Consider the following 20867-nt stretch of genomic DNA (forward strand, 5'->3'; position numbering starts at 1 on the left):
CAATGAATTATTCATCGGCCTTGTATATTAGGACAGGAGGGAATTATTTTTTCAGCTGAGAATGGAAATCGCGTTTGTCATAGCCGGTATAAAGCTGGCGAGGACGGGCAATTTTGATACCTTCCTGATGCATTTCGCTCCAGTGAGCAATCCAGCCAACAGTACGCGCCATCGCGAAGATCACGGTGAACATGGAAGAGGGAATACCCATGGCTTTCAGGATGATGCCGGAGTAAAAATCGACGTTCGGGTACAGTTTCTTCTCGATGAAGTACGGGTCGTTCAGCGCGATATGTTCAAGCTCCATCGCTACTTCCAGCAGGTTGTCTTTCAGATCCAACTCTTTCAGCACTTCATGACAGGTTTCACGCATCACGGTTGCGCGCGGGTCGTAGTTTTTGTAAACACGGTGACCAAAGCCCATCAGGCGGAAAGAATCATTCTTGTCTTTTGCACGTTTCACAAATTCAGGGATGTGATCAACGCTGCTGATTTCTTCCAGCATTTTCAGTGCAGCTTCGTTCGCGCCGCCGTGAGCCGGTCCCCACAAGGACGCGATACCTGCAGCAATACAGGCGAACGGGTTAGCGCCAGAAGAACCGGCGGTACGCACGGTGGACGTGGAGGCGTTTTGCTCATGGTCAGCGTGCAGGATCAGAATACGATCCATCGCGCGTTCCAGAATCGGATTCACTTTGTATTCTTCACATGGGGTGGCGAACATCATGTGCAGGAAGTTACCGGCATAAGACAGGTCGTTGCGCGGGTATACAAACGGCTGGCCGATAGAATATTTGTAACACATGGCGGCGACGGTCGGCATTTTAGACAGCAGACGGTAAGCAGCGATTTCACGGTGACGTTCGTTTTCTACGTCGATGGAGTCGTGATAAAAGGCGGCCAGTGCGCCGGTGACGCCACACAGCACAGCCATCGGGTGAGAGTCGCGACGGAAGCCGTGGAACAGACGGGTGATTTGCTCATGCACCATGGTGTGGCGGGTGACATTGGTTTTGAATTCATCGTACTGTTTCTGAGTCGGCACTTCGCCGTTCAGCAGCAGATAGCTCACTTCAAGGAAAGTGGACTCCTGTGCCAGCTGGTCAATCGGGAAACCACGGTGCAGCAGAACGCCTTCGTCACCGTCGATATAGGTGATTTTGGACTCGCAGGATGCAGTAGAGGTGAAACCGGGGTCATAAGTGAAAAGACCTTTAGAACCGAGGGTGCGGATATCCACTTCATCCTGGCCCAGTGTGCCGGACAGCACGTTTAGTTCAATCGGGTCGTGACCTTGTAGGGTAAGTGTCGCTTTCTTATCAGCCATTTACAGTCTCCTTAGCGCCTTATTTTTAAAAATCAGTAACAACAGAAATGCCTGGAAGCGACGCCTTGTAAGGTCATTATTATTGTCAGCCTTAGCTCTGCGATCGAATGGGAAGGGAACGTAGAGCTGAGTCGAAGTGCAGTCTCAGACTGCTCTGTGACAAACAAGCGGCGTTTCATCGTTGTTAACGATTCGGTAAATCATTACTGTTCTGTCGCTCAGTACCTGTGAAGAGTATGAGGATTTACACAATCACCACTTTTGCATAACTTGGGCCGTCAGGGAAGACCCTGCATTGCGATTGTGTGATCCACTGATTCTTCAGAAACTTTCACCATTTTGGTGCGTGAAGGCGAAGCCGGTATGTGCGCAGAATCACAGTCCTATAGGGATAGTTCATTTGTAATGGAAATGTTGATCAAATGTCAAACTGGATAATTTATTTCGTGTCTTTTGTGAAAAATGGGAGCTAACTCACTGTTTCGGAGAAATGTGAATAAAGCATTTGTAGGGCAATTGTAATAGGAATGTGATCAACCTATACTCCTACAAGGTCTCCGGGCAATCCGAAGTAGGAGCACCCAGCACTCTCTTTTTTGTCTCAGATTTTATGAAAATGGACTTAAAGGAAAACACATTTCTGCGCCGTTTAAGCACATCGGATGTCGTTGTTTGAGCGCGTGAAATGTTGGGCTTTTAGCTCAGCTTTCCAACGTTATTGGTTCTGTGGGGAGGCGGTAAGTCAACGCATCCACAACGACAAGAACGAAGGAAAGGGTGCTGTCTGACATACTGCTCCGGACCGGAGGAAAAATAATAAGAGCTGTGTGGGCAAAACCGTGAAAAAACAAAGACCTGTCAATCTGGATCTGCAAACGATCCGGTTTCCTGTTACTGCGATAGCGTCCATCTTACACCGAGTCTCTGGCGTAATTACCTTCGTCGCCGTCGGTATCCTCCTCTGGCTGTTAGGCCTGTCTCTCTCTTCTCCTGAAGGGTTTGCGCATGCTGCCGCCATCATGAATAGCTTCTTCGTCAAATTCATCTTTTGGGGAATACTCACTGCGCTGGCCTATCACGTTTGCGGTGGCGTACGCCATTTGCTGATGGATTTTGGCTATATCGAAGAGAGTTTGGCTGCCGGTACCCGTTCTGCCCAGGTGGCAATCGGTCTGACCGTCGTGCTGTCAATTCTGGCTGGAGTTCTCGTATGGTAAGCAACGTTTCTGCGTTAGGGCGTAATGGTGTGCACGACTGGCTGTTACTGCGTGCTTCCGCAATTATCCTCACCCTGTATATCCTCTATATTCTGGGCTTCGTGGTTCTGGCTCAGGAACTGACATTTGATGTCTGGCATGGCTTCTTCTCTTCCTCCATCACCAAAGTATTCACACTGCTGGCGCTGCTCTCAATTCTGATACACGCGTGGATCGGCATGTGGCAGGTGTTAACGGACTATGTGAAACCGCTGGCTGTCCGGCTGATGCTGCAACTGGCTATCGTCGTGGTGTTAGTGGTTTACCTACTTTACGGAACAATTGTTGTTTGGGGAGCGTAGTAAATGAATCTGCCAGTCAGAGAGTTTGATGCTGTCGTCATCGGTGCAGGTGGCGCCGGTATGCGTGCCGCGTTACAGATTTCACAAATGGGGCTGTCTTGCGCCCTGATTTCAAAAGTCTTCCCGACCCGCTCCCATACGGTGTCCGCGCAGGGCGGTATCACCGTCGCGCTGGGTAACACCCATGAGGATGACTGGGAATGGCATATGTACGACACCGTAAAAGGTTCCGACTATATCGGTGATCAGGACGCCATTGAATATATGTGTAAAACCGGGCCGGAAGCGATTCTGGAACTCGAACACATGGGGCTGCCTTTCTCCCGTCTTGAAGACGGCCGCATTTATCAGCGTCCGTTTGGCGGCCAGTCGAAAAACTTCGGTGGCGAGCAGGCGGCACGTACTGCGGCAGCCGCTGACCGTACCGGTCACGCCTTGCTGCACACGCTGTATCAGCAAAACCTGAAAAAAGGCACCACGATTTTCTCTGAATGGTATTCACTGGATTTAGTGAAAAACCAGGACGGCGCGATCGTCGGCTGTACCGCAATCTGCATTGAAACCGGCGAAGTGGTGTATTTCAAAGCCAAAGCGACCGTACTGGCGACCGGCGGCGCAGGCCGTATTTACCAGTCCACCACCAACGCCCACATTAATACCGGCGACGGTGTTGGCATGGCGCTACGTGCAGGTGTTCCGGTGCAGGACATGGAAATGTGGCAGTTCCACCCGACCGGTATCGCTGGCGCAGGCGTTCTGGTGACAGAAGGCTGCCGTGGTGAAGGCGGTTATCTGCTCAATAAAGACGGCGAACGTTTCATGGAACGTTATGCGCCGAATGCCAAAGACCTGGCGGGTCGTGACGTGGTGGCGCGTTCCATTATGATCGAAATCCGTGAAGGCCGTGGCTGCGAAGGTCCGTGGGGCCCGCACGCTAAACTGAAACTCGATCATCTGGGTAAAGACGTTCTGGAATCCCGCCTGCCGGGCATCCTTGAACTGTCGCGTACCTTCGCACACGTCGATCCGGTGAAAGAACCGATCCCTGTTATCCCAACCTGCCACTACATGATGGGCGGCATTCCGACCAAAGTGACCGGTCAGGCGCTGCGTGTTAACGCACAGGGTCAGGATGAAGTGATTCCGGGTCTGTTCGCGGTGGGTGAAATTGCCTGTGTATCGGTACACGGCGCTAACCGTCTCGGTGGTAACTCACTGCTGGATCTGGTGGTGTTTGGCCGTGCGGCGGGTATGCATCTGCAGGAATCTATCACCGAGCAGGGCGAAAGCCGTGATGCTTCTCAGGACGACATTGATGTATCTCTGGAGCGTCTGAACCGCTGGAACAACACCCGTTCAGGTGAAGATCCGGTGGCTATCCGTAAAGACCTGCAATCGTGCATGCAGAACAACTTCTCGGTATTCCGTGAAGGTGATGCGATGGCGAAAGGTCTGGAAGAACTGAAAGTGATCCGCGAGCGTCTGAAATCTGCCCGTCTGGATGATACGTCCTCAGAGTTCAATACCCAGCGCGTTGAGTGTCTGGAACTGGATAATCTGATGGAAACTGCGTTCTCCACCGCTGTCTCTGCAAACTACCGCACTGAAAGCCGTGGTGCTCACAGCCGTTTCGACTTCCCTGAGCGTGATGATGCGAACTGGTTGTGCCACACGTTGTATCAGCCAGAAACAGAAAGCATGACCCGCCGTGAGGTGAACATGCAGCCTAAGCTTCGCGCGGCGTTCCCGCCGAAAGCGCGTACTTACTAGGGCGGAGCGGAGACAGATTATGAAAATTGAATTTTCGATTTATCGCTACAACCCGGACGTTGATGACGTGCCGTATATGAAAGATTACGTGCTGGAAGCTAAAGAAGGGCGCGATATGATGTTGCTCGACGCGCTGATTTTGCTGAAAGAACAGGATCCGACGCTGGCTTTCCGCCGCTCATGCCGTGAAGGTGTTTGCGGGTCAGATGGCGTCAACATGAACGGCAAAAACGGTCTGGCGTGTATCACACCCGTCTCGACGTTGCGTAACGGCAGCAAGAAAATTGTTATCCGTCCGTTGCCGGGGTTACCGGTTGTCCGTGACCTTGTAGTAGACATGGGGCAATTCTATAAGCAGTATGAGAAGATTAAGCCTTACTTGTTGAATGATGGGAAAAATCCTCCGGCGCGTGAACATTTGCAAATGCCGGATGACCGCGAAAAGCTGGACGGTTTGTACGAATGTATTCTCTGCGCCTGCTGTTCAACGTCCTGTCCGTCTTTCTGGTGGAATCCGGACAAGTTTGTCGGTCCGGCAGGCCTTCTGGCCGCTTACCGTTTCCTGATCGACAGCCGCGATACCGAGACTCAATCGCGCCTTGACGATCTGAATGATGCTTTCAGCGTATTCCGCTGCCACAGCATCATGAACTGTGTGAGTGTATGCCCAAAGGGGCTGAACCCGACCAAGGCTATCGGCCATATTAAATCGATGCTGCTACAACGCGGTGCCTGATTGATAAGCCACGCACAGCGGGAACTCAGGTTCCCGCTGTTATTTAGTTACCACCGGTTTTTCGCTTTCTTTAGTTACAAATGTGGTAACTGAGGTGGGGATAGCAAATAATTAATTTTTTAATAACAAAGTAGCAACAAGTGCAACAAAGTTGCGCCTGACTGGAGTAAGATAGCCGGGTCAAAAACCGGGAGATAAAAATCCCCCGAAAGGCAGCCGAAATAAGCAGGGTAACTTCAAAAATCAGTCACGCGCATGGCGGATTTCTGAAGGTTCCTTGAAGAGCCAACCGCTCAACCAACGAACTGTTTTAGTATGGAAAACCGTTTTACCGCGGTGTATCACGGTCATTATTATTAACCACGGCGAAAACTAAAGCTTCAAAGCTTAAGGGATCACGATGCAGAACGGCGCAATGAAGGCCTGGCTGGATTCCTCCTATCTGGCGGGTGCAAACCAGTCTTACATAGAGCAACTCTATGAAGACTACTTAACCGATCCTGGTTCCGTTGACGATAGCTGGCGTTCGATTTTTAAACAGCTACCAACAGTGGGTGTGAAACCAGAGCAACTCCATTCTCAAACTCGGGACTACTTCCGCCGCCTGGCGAAAGACGCGTCACGTTATAACTCCTCCATCAGCGATCCGGAAACGGATGCCAAGCAAGTCAAGGTGCTGCAGTTAATCAACGCCTTCCGCTTCCGTGGTCATCAGAACGCAAACCTTGATCCCCTCGGCCTGTGGAAGCTGGACGCCGTGCCTGATCTGGACCCGGCGTTCCACCATCTGACTGAAGCTGATTTCCAGGAAACCTTCAACGTCGGTTCATTTGCCATTGGCAAGGAAACCATGCAGCTCGGCGAGCTGTATAAAGCCCTGAAGCAAACCTATTGCGGTTCCATTGGTGCGGAATACATGCACATTACCAACACTGAAGAGAAACGCTGGATCCAACAGCGAATCGAATCCGTGGCAGGTCGTGCGAGTTTCACCAATGATGAGAAGAAAACGTTTCTTAAAGAGCTGACCGCTGCAGAAGGTCTGGAGCGTTATCTGGGGGCGAAATTCCCGGGTGCAAAACGCTTCTCACTCGAAGGTGGCGATGCGCTGGTTCCGATGCTGAAAGAAATGATCCGTCATGCTGGCAAAAACGGAACCCGCGAAGTCGTGCTGGGTATGGCGCACCGCGGTCGTCTGAACGTACTGATCAACGTGCTGGGCAAAAAACCTCAGGACCTGTTCGACGAATTCTCCGGTAAGCATAAAGAACACCTGGGCACCGGTGATGTGAAATACCACATGGGGTATTCGTCTGATGTGGAAACCGAAGGCGGTATGGTTCACCTGGCGCTGGCGTTTAACCCGTCGCACCTGGAAATCGTCAGCCCGGTGGTCATCGGTTCTGTTCGTGCCCGTCGTGACCGTCTGGACGAAGCGCGCAGCAACATGGTTCTGCCAATCACCATTCACGGTGACGCGGCCATTACCGGTCAGGGTGTGGTTCAGGAAACCCTGAACATGTCGCTGGCACGCGGTTATGAAGTGGGCGGTACCGTGCGTATCGTCATTAATAACCAGGTGGGCTTCACCACCTCGAATCCGAAAGATGCGCGTTCTACCGATTACTGTACCGATATCGCGAAAATGGTGCAGGCACCGATTTTCCACGTCAATGCCGATGACCCTGAAGCGGTGGCTTTCGTGACCCGCCTGGCATTGGATTTCCGTAACACCTTTAAACGTGACGTCATGATCGACCTGGTTTGCTACCGTCGCCACGGCCATAACGAGGCCGACGAACCTAGCGCAACCCAGCCGCTGATGTACAACAAGATCAAGAAACACCCGACGCCACGCAAGATTTACGCTGATGTCCTGACTGAGCAAAACGTAGCCAGCCTCGAAGATGCCACGGAAATGGTCAACCTGTACCGCGATGCGCTGGATGCCGGTGAATGCGTAGTGGAAGAGTGGCGTCAGAATGACATGCACACTTTCACCTGGTCACCGTATCTGAATCATGAGTGGGATGAGGCTTATCCGAACAAGGTCGAGCTGAAACGCCTGCAGGAACTGGCGCGTCGTGTCAGCCATGTGCCTGATGCGATCGAAATGCAATCCCGCGTTGCCAAGATTTACGGCGACCGTAACGAGATGGCCGAAGGCAATAAGAAGTTCGACTGGGGTGGCGCGGAAAATCTGGCCTACGCTACGCTGGTAGATGAAGGTATTCCGATTCGTTTGTCCGGTGAAGATACCGGCCGCGGCACCTTCTTCCATCGCCATGCGGTGATCCATAACCAGAAAAACGGTTCCGTGTACGTGCCGCTGGCCAATATTCATAACAGCCAGGGCGAATTCAATGTCTGGGATTCCGTGCTTTCCGAAGAAGCGGTGCTGGCCTTTGAATACGGTTACGCGACCGCTGAACCGCGCACCCTGACCATCTGGGAAGCGCAGTTCGGTGACTTCGCCAACGGTGCACAGGTGGTTATCGACCAGTTCATCAGTTCCGGCGAACAGAAATGGGGCCGCATGTGTGGTCTGGTGATGCTGCTGCCGCACGGCTACGAAGGGCAGGGGCCGGAGCACTCCTCCGCGCGTCTGGAACGTTATCTGCAACTTTGCGCTGAGCAAAATATGCAGGTGTGTATCCCGTCTACCCCGGCGCAGGTTTACCACATGATCCGCCGTCAGGCACTGCGCGGTATGCGCCGTCCGCTGATCGTGATGTCACCGAAGTCTCTGTTGCGTCATCCTCTGGCGGTTTCTACGCTTGAGGAGTTGGCTGACGGCAGCTTCCTGCCAGCGATTGGTGAAGTCGACGAATTGGATCCGAAACAGGTTAAGCGCGTGGTGATGTGCTCCGGTAAGGTTTATTACGACCTGCTGGAACAACGTCGCAAAAACGAGCAAACCGATGTGGCGATTGTCCGCATCGAACAGCTTTACCCGTTCCCGCACAAGGCAATTCAGGAAGTGCTTGAGAAATTCTCACACGTTCATGATTTCGTCTGGTGTCAGGAAGAGCCACTGAACCAGGGCGCGTGGTATTGCAGCCAGCACAATTTCCGTGAAGTGATTCCTTTCGGGGCTTCTTTACGTTACGCAGGACGCCCGGCCTCTGCCTCTCCGGCAGTGGGCTACATGTCCGTTCACCAGAAGCAACAGCAAGATCTGGTTAACGATGCGCTGAACGTTAAATAACCGCGTCGGTGTCAGTTAACTATATGGAACATAAGAAGGATTGATAATGAGTAGCGTAGATATTCTGGTCCCTGACCTTCCTGAATCCGTTGCGGATGCGACGGTTGCCACCTGGCACAAAAAGCCGGGCGACAGTGTTGAGCGTGACGATGTACTGGTAGAAATTGAAACCGACAAAGTGGTTCTGGAAGTCCCGGCGAGTGAAGCCGGTATCCTGGACAGCATTATCGAAGACGAAGGTGCGACGGTCATTTCCCGTCAGATCCTGGCGCGTATTCGTCCGGGTAACAGCAGCGGTAAGCCAAGCACTGAGAAAAGCTCCGATAAAGAAGCGACTCCTGCGGCACGCCACACAGCAGCACTGGAAGAAGAGAACAACGACGCACTCAGCCCGGCTATCCGCCGCCTGATTGCAGAACATTCTCTGGATGCCAGCGCGATTAAAGGCAGCGGTGTTGGTGGTCGTCTGACCCGTGAAGATATCGAACAACATCTGGCGAAAGCCAAAGACGCGAAACCGGCAGCCGCGCCAGCCGCCGCTCCGGCAGCGAACAGCGCCGCTCCGGCTCTGGGTTCACGTAGTGAAAAACGTGTGCCTATGACCCGTCTGCGTAAGCGTGTTGCTGAGCGTCTGCTTGAAGCGAAGAACAGCACTGCGATGCTGACGACCTTCAACGAAATCAACATGAAGCCAATCATGGATCTGCGTAAGCAGTACGGTGATGGTTTCGAAAAACGTCACGGCGTGCGTCTGGGCTTCATGTCTTTCTATCTGAAAGCCGTGGTTGAAGCGCTGAAACGCTATCCGGAAGTGAACGCGTCTATTGATGGCGAGGATGTGGTTTACCACAACTATTTCGATGTCAGCATCGCGGTATCCACGCCACGCGGCCTGGTGACCCCGGTTCTGCGTGATGTCGATACGCTGGGCATGGCGGATATCGAGAAGCAAATCAAAGAGCTGGCGATCAAAGGTCGTGACGGCAAACTGAAAGTGGAAGAACTGACCGGCGGTAACTTTACTGTGACCAACGGCGGCGTCTTCGGCTCCCTGATGTCCACGCCAATCATCAACCCACCACAGAGTGCGATCCTCGGCATGCATGCCATTAAAGATCGTCCTATGGCGGTCAATGGTCAGGTAGTGATTTTGCCAATGATGTATCTGGCGCTGTCCTACGATCACCGTCTGGTTGATGGCCGTGAATCGGTCGGCTTCCTGGTGACCATTAAAGAGATGCTGGAAGATCCGGCTCGTCTGCTGCTGGACGTCTAGTCCCGGCACTGCGAAAGATTAGAGATCGAAAAATCTGCGGCACAGTTCGCTGTGCCCTGATAAGCCTTCCTACTAAGAATGGATAGAACATCATGAATTTACACGAGTATCAGGCGAAACAGCTGTTCCTGCGCTACGGCCTGCCAGCACCGACGGGCTTCGCCTGTTCCACCCCGCGTGAAGCGGAAGAGGCTGCATCGAAAATCGGTGCCGGTCCGTGGGTGGTGAAATGTCAGGTTCATGCCGGTGGCCGCGGTAAAGCGGGCGGCGTGAAAGTGGTCAAAAGCAAAGAAGAGATCCGCGCTTTTGCTGAGCACTGGCTGGGTAAACGTCTGGTCACTTACCAGACAGACGCCAGCGGTCAGCCGGTTAACCAGATCCTGGTTGAAGCGGCAACGGATATCGATCAGGAACTGTACCTCGGTGCGGTAGTGGATCGCAGCTCCCGTCGCGTGGTGTTCATGGCATCTACAGAAGGCGGCGTGGAAATTGAGAAAGTGGCAGAAGAGACGCCACACCTGATCCATAAAGTGGCACTGGATCCGCTGGCAGGTCCGCAGCCTTATCAGGGTCGCGAACTGGCTTTCAAACTGGGCCTGACCGGTAAGCAGGTTCAGCAGTTCACCAAGATCTTCATGGGTCTGGCGAACATCTTCCTTGAGCGCGATCTGGCGCTGATCGAAATCAACCCGCTGGTGGTGACTACCGCTGGTGACCTGATCTGCCTCGACGGCAAACTGGGTGCAGACGGCAACGCCTTGTTCCGTCAGCCAGAATTGCGCGAAATGCGCGATTACAGCCAGGAAGATGCCCGTGAATCTCAGGCAGCGCAGTGGGAACTGAACTACGTTGCACTCGACGGCAACATCGGTTGCATGGTGAACGGTGCCGGTCTGGCAATGGGTACCATGGATATCGTGAAACTGCACGGTGGCGAACCGGCTAACTTCCTGGATGTTGGCGGTGGCGCAACCAAAGAACGCGTGACCGAAGCCTTCAAAATCATCCTGTCCGATGAAAAAGTCAAAGCTGTCTTCGTTAACATCTTCGGCGGTATCGTTCGTTGCGACCTGATCGCCGACGGTATCATCGGCGCGGTGGAAGAAGTGGGCGTCAGCGTACCGGTTGTGGTGCGTCTTGAAGGTAACAATGCCGAGCTGGGTGCCAAAAAACTGGCAGACAGCGGTTTGAACATCATTGCAGCGACCAGCCTGACGAATGCGGCTCAACAAGTTGTCGCGGCAGTGGAGGGGAAATAATGTCGATTTTAATCAACAAGAACACCAAAGTTATCTGCCAGGGTTTCACCGGTAGCCAGGGGACTTTCCACTCCGAACAAGCCATCGCTTACGGCACCAAAATGGTTGGCGGCGTTACGCCAGGCAAAGGCGGCACCGAGCATCTGGGCTTGCCAGTGTTCAATACCGTGCGTGAAGCGGTAGAAACTACCGGCGCAACGGCGTCTGTGATTTATGTGCCGGCACCGTTCTGTAAAGACTCTATTCTGGAAGCGCTGGATGCAGGTATTAAACTGATCATCTGTATCACTGAAGGCATTCCGACGCTGGATATGCTGGTGGTTAAAGTGAAACTGGATCAGAGCGATGCAGTGATGATCGGGCCAAACTGTCCGGGTGTTATCACGCCGGGCGAATGCAAAATCGGCATCATGCCGGGCCACATTCATCTGCCAGGCAAAGTGGGCATCGTTTCCCGTTCCGGCACGCTGACGTATGAAGCCGTTAAACAGACAACTGATTACGGTTACGGCCAGTCTACCTGCGTCGGTATCGGCGGTGACCCGATCCCGGGCTCTAACTTCATCGATATCCTGAAGCTGTTCCAGGAAGATCCACAGACTGAAGTGATCGTGATGATCGGTGAAATCGGTGGTAACGCGGAAGAAGAAGCTGCCGCGTACATCAAAGCACACGTGACTAAACCGGTTGTGGGCTATATCGCGGGTGTGACTGCGCCTAAAGGCAAACGTATGGGCCATGCAGGCGCCATCATTGCTGGTGGTAAAGGCACTGCTGATGAGAAATTTGCAGCGCTGGAAGCGGCAGGCGTGAAAACCGTTCGCAGCCTGGCCGATATCGGCGAAGCCGTGAAATCATTGCTTCCGCAATAAGTATTACCCCACCCGCACCGGTGAAATTACGGTGCGGGTGAAGCCGATTTATTTAAGAAAAAGATTCGACATGTTGGCCACCTTCGGGTGGCCTTTTTTATTTTAAGCGAAATAGTTAACATTCGCTGAATTGAGCTATATTTATTAACACAGCACGATAGGTTCATTGGAAATAAAAGGTTAATAATTAGGTTTAAACAGGTAGCAAAATAAATATTAACGATAACCATATAAACACAATTAATTAACATAAGGGCCACCCTTAAAGCTCAATGAAACCAACGGTTAACATCCTGAAATATTTTTTTCGAAATTGATGAAGACATTATAGAAATAAACAATGAGATAGGCTTAAATTGCGTCAGATCAATTACAGCGATTATCACTGTTTTGTTCTTAAATTGACCTGTACACGGAAATCCGCTTTGGGTCACTAAAAAACCTATTTAATGTGTGGGATTACTGGCGTAACATAATGCTCCTGTAACCATCCGTTTTTTGTATGATTATTTTTCCCGTGATTTTGCCCGTTCATCAGCCTGTTACAGGCCCGCTGTTCGCGCTTTTTCCGGGTTCAGAGTGTCCCGCTGACAGCGTTACTCGCACTGAATGCTGGCTCTCTGTTCTGCACACATTTGAATACTGGTAGTCATGAGGCGTTCCGGCAACCGGTTCGTCAGAGATCGCAATTTGGGGTCTTCCTCCGAGGAGCAAGGGGTCAAGATGTTTGATATCGTTGAACTGTCGCGTTTACAGTTTGCTTTAACAGCCATGTACCATTTCCTATTTGTCCCATTAACGCTGGGTATGGCGTTTTTACTGGCAATTATGGAAACGGTTTATGTGCTTTCCGGCAAACAAATCTATAAAGATATGACCAAATTCTGGGGCAAACTTTTTGCAATTAACTTTGCATTGGGCGTTGCAACCGGTTTAACCATGGAATTCCAGTTCGGGACTAACTGGTCATATTTCTCACATTACGTCGGTGATATCTTCGGTGCGCCTCTGGCGATTGAAGGTTTAATGGCGTTCTTCCTGGAATCCACTTTAGTGGGCCTGTTCTTCTTCGGATGGGACCGTCTTTCTAAAGTTCAGCATATGACAGTGACCTGGTTTGTTGCCCTTGGCTCAAACTTGTCAGCATTGTGGATCCTGGTGGCGAACGGCTGGATGCAAAACCCGATTGCATCGACCTTCAACTACGAAACCATGCGTATGGAAATGGTCAGCTTCTCTGAGCTGGTTCTGAACCCGGTCGCACAGGTTAAATTCGTTCATACCGTAGCGTCTGGTTATGTGACTGGCGCGATGTTCATTCTGGCTATCAGCTCTTACTACCTGTTAAAAGGCCGCGACGTAGGTTTTGCGAAGCGTTCATTTGCTATCGCTGCAAGCTTCGGTCTGGCCGCAGTGCTCTCCGTTATCGTACTGGGTGATGAATCCGGTTATGAAATGGGTGACGTACAGAAAACCAAACTGGCGGCTATCGAAGCAGAGTGGGATACCCAACCTGCACCGGCAAGTTTCACGCTGTTCGGCATGCCTAATCAGGACAAAATGGAAAATGAATATTCCATTCAAATTCCTTACCTGCTCGGCCTGATTGCTACGCGTTCCGTGGATACGCCGGTTACTGGTCTGAAAGACCTGATGGCGCAACATGAAGTGCGTATCCGCAACGGTATGAAAGCGTACACCCTGCTGGAAGAACTGCGTTCGGGCAATACTGACCCGAAAGTCCGCAGCGATTTTGAAAATGCTAAGCAGGATCTGGGCTACGGTATGTTGCTCAAACGCTATACCGACAACCCGGCGGGAGCGACTGACGCACAGATTCAGAAAGCTACCAAAGATTCTATTCCACGCGTTCTGCCTCTGTACTTCGCATTCCGTATCATGGTTGCCTGCGGCATCCTGATGTTCGTCCTGATTGCGCTGTCCTTCTATACCGTCCTGCGCGGCAAGATTGGTCAGAAACGCTGGTTACACCGCGCGGTATTCATCGGCCTGCCATTGCCGTGGATTGCTGTCGAAGCGGGCTGGTTCGTGGCTGAATATGGCCGTCAGCCTTGGGCGATTGGTGAAGTGTTACCGACTGCGGTTGCACACTCTTCACTGACTGTGGGTGATGTACTGTCCTCGATGATCCTCATCTGCGGTCTGTACACCCTGTTCCTGGTCGCTGAAATGTTCCTGATGTTCAAATATGCGCGCCTGGGCCCAAGCAGCCTGAAAACTGGCCGTTATCATTATGAACAAACTTCAGCGCCACTTGAGCAAGCTCGGTAATAGGGAGTCCACTTATGTTTGATTATGAAGTTTTACGGTTCATCTGGTGGGTGCTGATTGGCGTGCTGTTTATCGGCTTCGCCGTCACCGATGGATTTGATATGGGCGTAGGCATCCTGGTGCGCATTATCGGTAAAACCGATACTGACCGCCGCGTGATGATTAACGCCATCGCCCCGCACTGGGACGGCAACCAGGTCTGGCTGATTACGGCCGGTGGCGCATTGTTCGCTGCCTGGCCGATGGTCTACGCAGCGGCTTTCTCCGGCTTCTATGCCGCGATGGTGCTGGTGTTGTGCGCCTTGTTCTTCCGTCCGCTGGGCTTTGACTACCGTTCAAAACTCGAGAGCCCGCGCTGGCGTGGCATGTGGGACTGGGGCATCTTTATCGGCAGTTTCGTCCCTGCACTGGTGTTCGGTGTGGCGTTCGGTAACCTGCTGCTGGGTGTTCCGTTCCATATCGACAGCGACCTGCGTCTGTTCTACACCGGTAACCTGTTTGGCCTGCTGAACCCGTACGGCATTCTGGCCGGTCTGGTGAGCCTGACTATGCTGATCACCCAGGGCGCTACCTACCTGCAAATGCGTACTGTGGGTGAATTGCACCTGCGTACCCGTACCGCGTCGCAGATTTCTGCGCTGGTGATGATGGTGTGCTTCCTGCTGGCGGGTATCTGGTTAGTGAAAGGGATTGATGGCTTCACCGTGACATCCGTTATGGATCACGCTGGCCCGTCTAACCCGCTGCGCAAAACTGTGTCTCATGAAGCGGGTGCATGGCTGGCGAACTTCAACAAGACGCCGGGCCTGTGGGCAATTCCTGCGTTAGGTGTGATTTTGCCGCTGCTGACCATTTTGTTCTCGCGCATGAATAAAGCCGCGCTGGCGTTCATCAGTAACTCACTGACTATCGCCTGTGTGATCCTGACTGCCGGTATCACTATGTTCCCGTTCGTGATGCCTTCTATCACTGAACCGAATGCCAGCCTGACAATGTGGGATGCGACATCGACGCTGTTGACGCTGAGAGTGATGACCGTTGTCGCTTGTATCTTTGTGCCAATCATCCTGATTTACACCTCATGGGCGTATTACAAGATGTTCGGGCGCCTCGATAAACACTACATCGAGAACAACAAGCATTCGTTGTATTAAGGAGAACACCATGTGGTATTTTGCCTGGATCCTCGGCACCTTACTGGCTTGCTCATTCGGTATCATTACCGCGCTGGCGTTTGAACACAGCGAAGCCAATAAAGCGGCTAAAGAAGAGAAGTAATAATGAGTGTGATCGTGGATAAACTCTACGCCATCACAGACAAGGGCCCCTTGCGGGCCCTTTCGCTTGTGATGTCACTGATACTGGCCGGTTGCGTTTTCTGGAAACCGGGCATGTTTGCCTCGTCGACCAGTCAGCTTGAAGTCTGGCATGGGCTCATTTTGATATGGGCTGTGTGCAGTGGCGTGATCCACGGCCTGGGATTTCGCCCGAATAAATCAGTCTGGAAGGCTTTCTTCTCGCCATTACTGGCGATGATTGCGCTAGCTGCAGGACTTTATTACTTTTTCAGCTGATTTTTTGCATAAAAAAAAGACAAATTTACAGTAATTTTCTTATGGGCCGTGCTGGCCCATAATTATTTTCATTCCAGCAATCCTACCCATTCCCAACCCCAATTCTCTTGCGTATAGTAGTGCCGTCAAATTGCATTACGGGATGTACAGTGAGTAATTCGTTGTTCCGATGGCCGGTTCGTGTCTATTTTGAGGACACAGACGCGGGAGGTGTGGTCTACCATGCCCGATACGTCGCCTTTTATGAAAGGGCTCGCACAGAGATGTTGCGCCAACGCAATTTTCACCAGCAGCAGTTGCTGAGTGAACACGTCGCTTTTGCTGTCCGCCGCATGACGGTCGAATACTTTGCACCAGCTCGCTTAGATGACCTGCTGGATGTTCAGAGTGAGATTACGTCCATTCGCGGAGCTTCTCTTACTTTTGCACAACGAATTCTTGATTCGCATGGAAACCTTCTGAGTTCTGCAGAAGTGTTGATCGCATGCATTGATCCAAACCAAATGAAGCCCCGAGCGCTTCCTAAGTCTATTGTCGCGGAGTTTAAGCAGTGACTGACATGAACATTCTTGATTTATTTTTGAAGGCCAGCATCCTGGTCAAGCTGATTATGCTTGTCCTGGTGTGCTTCTCTATCGCGTCCTGGGCGATCATCATTCAACGCACCAAAGTGCTGAATGCCGCCACCCGCGAGGCAGAAGCGTTCGAAGATAAATTCTGGTCCGGTATCGAACTTTCCCGTCTGTATCAGGAAAGTCAGGGCCGCCGCGAAACCCTGAGCGGGGCAGAGCAGATCTTCCATTCCGGTTTTAAAGAGTTCGCCCGCCTTCATCGTGCCAACAGCCACGCGCCAGAAGCCGTGATTGAAGGTTCTTCACGTGCGATGCGTATTTCTTTTAACCGTGAACTCGAATCACTTGAAACTCACATTCCGTTCCTTGGTACTGTCGGTTCTATCAGCCCTTATATCGGTCTGTTCGGTACAGTCTGGGGGATCATGCACGCCTTTATCGGTTTAGGTTCTGTGAAACAGGCAACGTTGCAAATGGTTGCTCCGGGTATCGCAGAAGCACTGATCGCCACCGCGATTGGTCTGTTTGCCGCCATTCCTGCTGTTATGGCGTATAACCGCCTGAACCAGCGTGTGAACAAGCTTGAGCAAAACTACGATAACTTCATGGAAGAATTCACGGCTATCCTGCACCGTCAGGCTTTCTCTCGCGAAACCAGCAGTAACTAAAGGGGGAGAGTATGGCTCGTTCACGAGGTCGTCGTAACCGTCGCGAAGGTAAGTCGGAGATCAATATCGTTCCGCTGCTGGACGTACTGCTGGTTCTGTTACTGATTTTTATGGCAACAGCGCCCATCATTACCCAGAGTGTGGAAGTTGATTTGCCTGACGCAACGGATTCTAAAACGGTGTCCAGCGATGATAATCCGCCAGTGATTGTTGAAGTGTCTGGCGTGGGTCAATACACCATCGTGGTTGACCATCAGCGTATGGAACAATTGCCTGAACAGCAGGTGATCGCGGAAGCGACCAGCCGTATTCAGGCCAATCCGAAGACGGTATTTCTGATCGGTGGTGCGAAAGATGTGCCTTATGATGAAATTATTAAGGCGCTGAACATGCTGCATCAGGCTGGCGTGAAGTCTGTCGGATTGATGACACAACCTATCTGAGGATAGGTAATTTGTAACACTTATTTGAAACCCGGCATTCTCTGGCTTGTTAAAAGTATGACAGGCAATACAGGAAACCGGGTTTTTAGTAATCCTGTCTTGGGAAATCTATTTTGGTAAAGGCAACTGCAACTGAACAAAACGATAAGCTCAAACGCGCCGTTATTGTTTCGGTCGTTCTGCATATCATCATTATAGCCCTGTTGATTTGGGGATCGCTGGACGAAGATACCAGCATGAGTGGCGGCGGTGGCGGTAGCGATATCTCTGCCGTAATGGTTGATCCAAGTGCCGTGGTCGATCAGTACAACCGTCAGCAGCAGCAACAGGCTGATTCCCAACGTGCTGCCGCAGCGCGTCAGAAAAAATCAGAACAACAGGCTGAAGAGCTGCAACAGAAACAGGCCGCAGAACAGCAACGCCTGAAAGAACTTGAGAAAGAGCGTCTGCAAGCGCAGGAAAATGCCAAGCAGCAGGCTCAGGAACAGGCCCAGCAGCAGAAGCAGGCTGAACAAGCCGCTGAGCAGGCGAAAGAACAGCAGAAACAGGCAGAAGCTGCTGCCGCACAAGCGAAGGCTGAAGCGGCCAAAGCGGCCGCTCAGGCGAAAGCAGATGCTGCGAAAGAAGCGGCTAAAGCACAAGCTGATGCGCAGAAAAAAGCAGCGGCTGATGCCGCCGCCGCTGCCGCCGCAGCGAAGAAACAAGCCGAAGCGGACGCTAAGAAAGAAGCGGCCGCAGAAGCCAAAAAACAGGCTGCTGCTGAGGCAAAAGCTCAGGCCGCGGCTGATGCGAAGGCACAAGCTGACGCCGATGCCAAAGCCGCCGCCGATGCAAAAGCTGCCGCTGCCGCAGAGAAAAAAGCGGAAGCTGCCGCTGCTGCCAAGAAAGCTGCAGCGGATAAAAAAGCTGCCGCCGCCGCAGCAGCCAAAGAAGCCGCTGATGCGAATAACTTATTTGATGGCCTTGCCGACTCCAAAAATGCACCGAAAGGCGCAACAGGTGGCGGCGCTTCTGCTCCTTCAGGGAAGGGGACTCAGAAAAAAGCGGGGGCATCCGGGGCTGATATTGCGAACTATGGTAGCCAGATTAAGGCTGCCATCGAGAGCAGATTCTATGACGCGTCATCTTATACAGGCAAAACCTGTGCGTTGCGCGTTAAAATGAACCCTGATGGCTCATTAATCAGTGTGTCGGCAGAAGGTGGGGATCCTGCACTGTGTCAGGCGGCGCTGGCTGCAGCCCGACAGGCGAAGTTCCCGAAACCGCCTTCTGAAGCCGTCTATGAAGTATTTAAAAATGCTCCGATAGATTTCAAACCTCAATAAAAGATGAAAATGATAACTTTTCAGATTTTTACGATGGTTTGCAGGGTGTAATTCTAGTTTTGTGTGCGTTGGTTTGTTAAAATTCTGCTAAATTATCGCGGGCAGATACGTCCAGATAAGGGAGATACAATGAAGCAGGCATTTCGAGTAGCGTTCGGCCTTTTGATGATGTGGGCATCTGTGGTTCATGCAGAAGTTCGCATTGAAATTACCCAAGGGGTAGATACAGGTCGTCCGATTGGCGTTGTGCCATTCAAATGGGCTGGCCCGGGTACACCACCTGAAGATGTGGGTGGTATCGTTGCTGCTGACTTACGTAACAGCGGCAAATTCAATCCTATTGATGCATCACGTATGCCTCAGCAGCCAACCTCCGCCGCAGAAGTGACTCCTGCTGCCTGGACCGCGCTGGGTATTGATGCTGTTGTTATCGGTCAGGTTCAGCCTGCAGCCGATGGCAGCTATGTGGTGTCTTACCAACTGGTGGATACCTCTGGCGCACCAGGTACCGTGCTGGCGCAAAACCAGTACAAAGTGACCAAACAATGGTTGCGTTATTCCGCCCATACCGCCAGCGATGAAGTGTTTGAAAAGCTGACCGGTATTAAAGGCGCATTCCGTACCCGTATCGCTTATATCGTGCAGACTAACGGCGGGAAATTCCCGTATGAACTGCGTGTAGCGGATTACGATGGATACAATCAGTTTGTCGTTCACCGTTCACCTGAGCCTCTGATGTCTCCGGCCTGGTCTCCGGACGGCAGCAAACTGGCTTACGTCACCTTTGAGAGCGGTCGTTCAGCATTGGTGGTTCAGACGCTGGCAAACGGTGCAATCAAGCAGATTGCTTCATTCCCTCGTCACAACGGTGCACCTGCTTTCTCTCCGGATGGCAGCAAACTGGCTTTCGCACTGTCTAAAGACGGTAGCCTGAACCTGTATGTGATGAATCTGTCTTCTGGCCAGATTAGTCAGGTGACTAACGGACGTAGCAACAATACGGAACCAACCTGGTTCCCGGACAGCCAGAATCTGGCATTCACGTCGGATCAGGGCGGTCGTCCGCAGGTTTATAAAGTCAACATTAATGGCGGTGCGCCTCAGCGTCTGACCTGGGAAGGCTCGCAGAATCAGGACTCTGATGTAAGTACAGATGGCAAGTTCCTGGTTATGGTGAGCAGCGCCAGCGGTACACAGCACATCGCTAAACTAGATCTGGCAACGGGAGCCGTTCAAACATTGACGGACACGTTCCTGGATGAAACGCCTAGCCTCGCACCAAATGGCACCATGGTAATTTACAGTTCCTCTCAAGGACTGGGTTCCGTATTGCAGTTGGTATCGACTGATGGGCGCTTCAAAGCGCGTCTTCCGGCAACTGATGGACAGGTCAAATTTCCTGCCTGGTCGCCGTATCTGTAATGCATAGAAAAACTATGTATGGCAAAAAATTATAAAAGGATCGAATAGATGCAACTGAATAAAGTGCTGAAAGGGCTGATGCTGGCGTTGCCTGTACTGGCAGTAGCTGCTTGTAGTTCTCACAAGAACGCAGACAACGACCAATCCAACGGTATGGGTCTGAACTCTGGCGCAGGCACTGAAAACGCAAACATGTCTTCAGAAGAGCAAGCTCGTCTGCAGATGCAAGAACTGCAGAAAAACAACATCGTTTACTTTGGCCTGGACAAATACGATGTGTCTTCTGAATTCGCTCAGATGTTGGACGCGCACGCTGCTTTCCTGCGTAGCAACCCGTCTTACAAAGTGACTGTAGAAGGTCATGCTGACGAACGTGGTACTCCAGAGTACAACATCGCCCTGGGCGAACGTCGTGCTACTGCTGTTAAAATGTACCTGCAAGGCAAAGGCGTTTCTGCTGACCAAATCTCTATCGTTTCTTACGGTAAAGAAAAACCAGCTGTACTGGGCCATGACGAAGCGGCATACGCTAAAAACCGTCGTGCCGTACTGGTATACTAAGAGA

At 51.9% G+C, this 20867-nt stretch carries 19 protein-coding genes; 18 read left to right on the forward strand and 1 reads right to left on the reverse strand.

Annotation, left to right across the window (positions count from 1 at the left end):
• Positions 1–43: 43 nt before the first annotated feature.
• The gene (locus AACU55_RS17050) at positions 44–1327 is read right to left on the reverse strand and encodes a citrate synthase (RefSeq protein WP_013576444.1); all 1284 of its coding nucleotides are present in this window, start codon (positions 1325–1327) and stop codon (positions 44–46) included.
• Between the two features lie 827 nt (positions 1328–2154).
• Between AACU55_RS17050 and sdhC the strand changes: the two genes are divergently transcribed.
• From sdhC to pal, 18 genes are all read left to right on the forward strand, one after another.
• Entirely contained in the window at positions 2155–2544 is a 390-nt protein-coding gene (gene sdhC, locus AACU55_RS17055) for a succinate dehydrogenase cytochrome b556 subunit (RefSeq protein WP_013576443.1), read from the forward strand.
• Positions 2538–2885 carry a succinate dehydrogenase membrane anchor subunit gene (sdhD, locus tag AACU55_RS17060; RefSeq protein WP_013576442.1) on the forward strand — a complete coding sequence of 116 codons (348 nt, stop codon included), beginning with the start codon at positions 2538–2540 and terminating at the stop codon, positions 2883–2885. Before sdhC ends, sdhD begins: the two co-directional genes overlap by 7 nt.
• Before the next feature lie 3 nt (positions 2886–2888).
• The gene (gene sdhA / locus AACU55_RS17065) at positions 2889–4655 is read left to right on the forward strand and encodes a succinate dehydrogenase flavoprotein subunit (protein ID WP_013576441.1); all 1767 of its coding nucleotides are present in this window, start codon (positions 2889–2891) and stop codon (positions 4653–4655) included.
• A 19-nt stretch (positions 4656–4674) separates the two neighbouring features.
• Complete coding sequence (locus AACU55_RS17070) at positions 4675–5391, forward strand: succinate dehydrogenase iron-sulfur subunit (RefSeq protein ID WP_013576440.1); 717 nt, start codon at positions 4675–4677, stop codon at positions 5389–5391.
• Positions 5392–5791: 400 nt separating this feature from the next.
• The gene (gene sucA / locus AACU55_RS17075) at positions 5792–8599 is read left to right on the forward strand and encodes a 2-oxoglutarate dehydrogenase E1 component (protein WP_013576439.1); all 2808 of its coding nucleotides are present in this window, start codon (positions 5792–5794) and stop codon (positions 8597–8599) included.
• A gap of 46 nt (positions 8600–8645) precedes the next feature.
• Entirely contained in the window at positions 8646–9875 is a 1230-nt protein-coding gene (gene odhB, locus AACU55_RS17080) for a 2-oxoglutarate dehydrogenase complex dihydrolipoyllysine-residue succinyltransferase (RefSeq protein ID WP_134705811.1), read from the forward strand.
• Between the two features lie 92 nt (positions 9876–9967).
• Complete coding sequence (sucC, locus tag AACU55_RS17085; protein WP_013576437.1) at positions 9968–11134, forward strand: ADP-forming succinate--CoA ligase subunit beta; 1167 nt, start codon at positions 9968–9970, stop codon at positions 11132–11134.
• The gene (gene sucD, locus AACU55_RS17090; protein WP_013576436.1) at positions 11134–12006 is read left to right on the forward strand and encodes a succinate--CoA ligase subunit alpha; all 873 of its coding nucleotides are present in this window, start codon (positions 11134–11136) and stop codon (positions 12004–12006) included. The genes sucC and sucD overlap by 1 nt, the downstream gene beginning before the upstream one ends.
• Before the next feature lie 723 nt (positions 12007–12729).
• Positions 12730–14298: a cytochrome ubiquinol oxidase subunit I gene (cydA, locus tag AACU55_RS17095; RefSeq protein WP_013576435.1), complete on the forward strand. Its 1569-nt coding sequence runs from the start codon at positions 12730–12732 to the stop codon at positions 14296–14298.
• Positions 14299–14312: 14 nt separating this feature from the next.
• A complete protein-coding gene (cydB, locus tag AACU55_RS17100; RefSeq protein ID WP_037037106.1) occupies positions 14313–15452 on the forward strand; it encodes a cytochrome d ubiquinol oxidase subunit II in 1140 nt (379 codons plus the stop codon).
• Positions 15453–15462: 10 nt separating this feature from the next.
• A complete protein-coding gene (gene cydX, locus AACU55_RS17105; RefSeq protein ID WP_013576433.1) occupies positions 15463–15576 on the forward strand; it encodes a cytochrome bd-I oxidase subunit CydX in 114 nt (37 codons plus the stop codon).
• A 2-nt stretch (positions 15577–15578) separates the two neighbouring features.
• Positions 15579–15872, forward strand: a complete 294-nt coding sequence (gene ybgE, locus AACU55_RS17110; RefSeq protein ID WP_037037109.1) for a cyd operon protein YbgE — start codon at positions 15579–15581, stop codon at positions 15870–15872.
• A gap of 149 nt (positions 15873–16021) precedes the next feature.
• Positions 16022–16426 carry a tol-pal system-associated acyl-CoA thioesterase gene (gene ybgC, locus AACU55_RS17115; RefSeq protein WP_013576431.1) on the forward strand — a complete coding sequence of 135 codons (405 nt, stop codon included), beginning with the start codon at positions 16022–16024 and terminating at the stop codon, positions 16424–16426.
• On the forward strand, positions 16423–17112 hold the full coding sequence (gene tolQ, locus AACU55_RS17120; protein WP_013576430.1) for a Tol-Pal system protein TolQ: 690 nt from the start codon (positions 16423–16425) through the stop codon (positions 17110–17112). Before ybgC ends, tolQ begins: the two co-directional genes overlap by 4 nt.
• An 11-nt stretch (positions 17113–17123) precedes the next feature.
• Positions 17124–17555, forward strand: coding sequence for a colicin uptake protein TolR (gene tolR / locus AACU55_RS17125; RefSeq protein WP_013576429.1), 432 nt, complete (start codon positions 17124–17126; stop codon positions 17553–17555).
• Positions 17556–17668: 113 nt separating this feature from the next.
• Complete coding sequence (tolA, locus tag AACU55_RS17130) at positions 17669–18880, forward strand: cell envelope integrity protein TolA (protein ID WP_134705812.1); 1212 nt, start codon at positions 17669–17671, stop codon at positions 18878–18880.
• A 129-nt stretch (positions 18881–19009) separates the two neighbouring features.
• The gene (tolB, locus tag AACU55_RS17135; RefSeq protein ID WP_134705813.1) at positions 19010–20302 is read left to right on the forward strand and encodes a Tol-Pal system beta propeller repeat protein TolB; all 1293 of its coding nucleotides are present in this window, start codon (positions 19010–19012) and stop codon (positions 20300–20302) included.
• A gap of 48 nt (positions 20303–20350) precedes the next feature.
• Positions 20351–20863, forward strand: coding sequence for a peptidoglycan-associated lipoprotein Pal (pal, locus tag AACU55_RS17140; protein ID WP_013576426.1), 513 nt, complete (start codon positions 20351–20353; stop codon positions 20861–20863).
• The last annotated feature ends 4 nt before the right edge of the window (positions 20864–20867 follow it).

Origin of the sequence: Rahnella sp. CJA17(1/100), assembly GCF_963881615.1 — a bacterium.
GTDB lineage: Bacteria > Pseudomonadota > Gammaproteobacteria > Enterobacterales > Enterobacteriaceae > Rahnella > Rahnella aceris.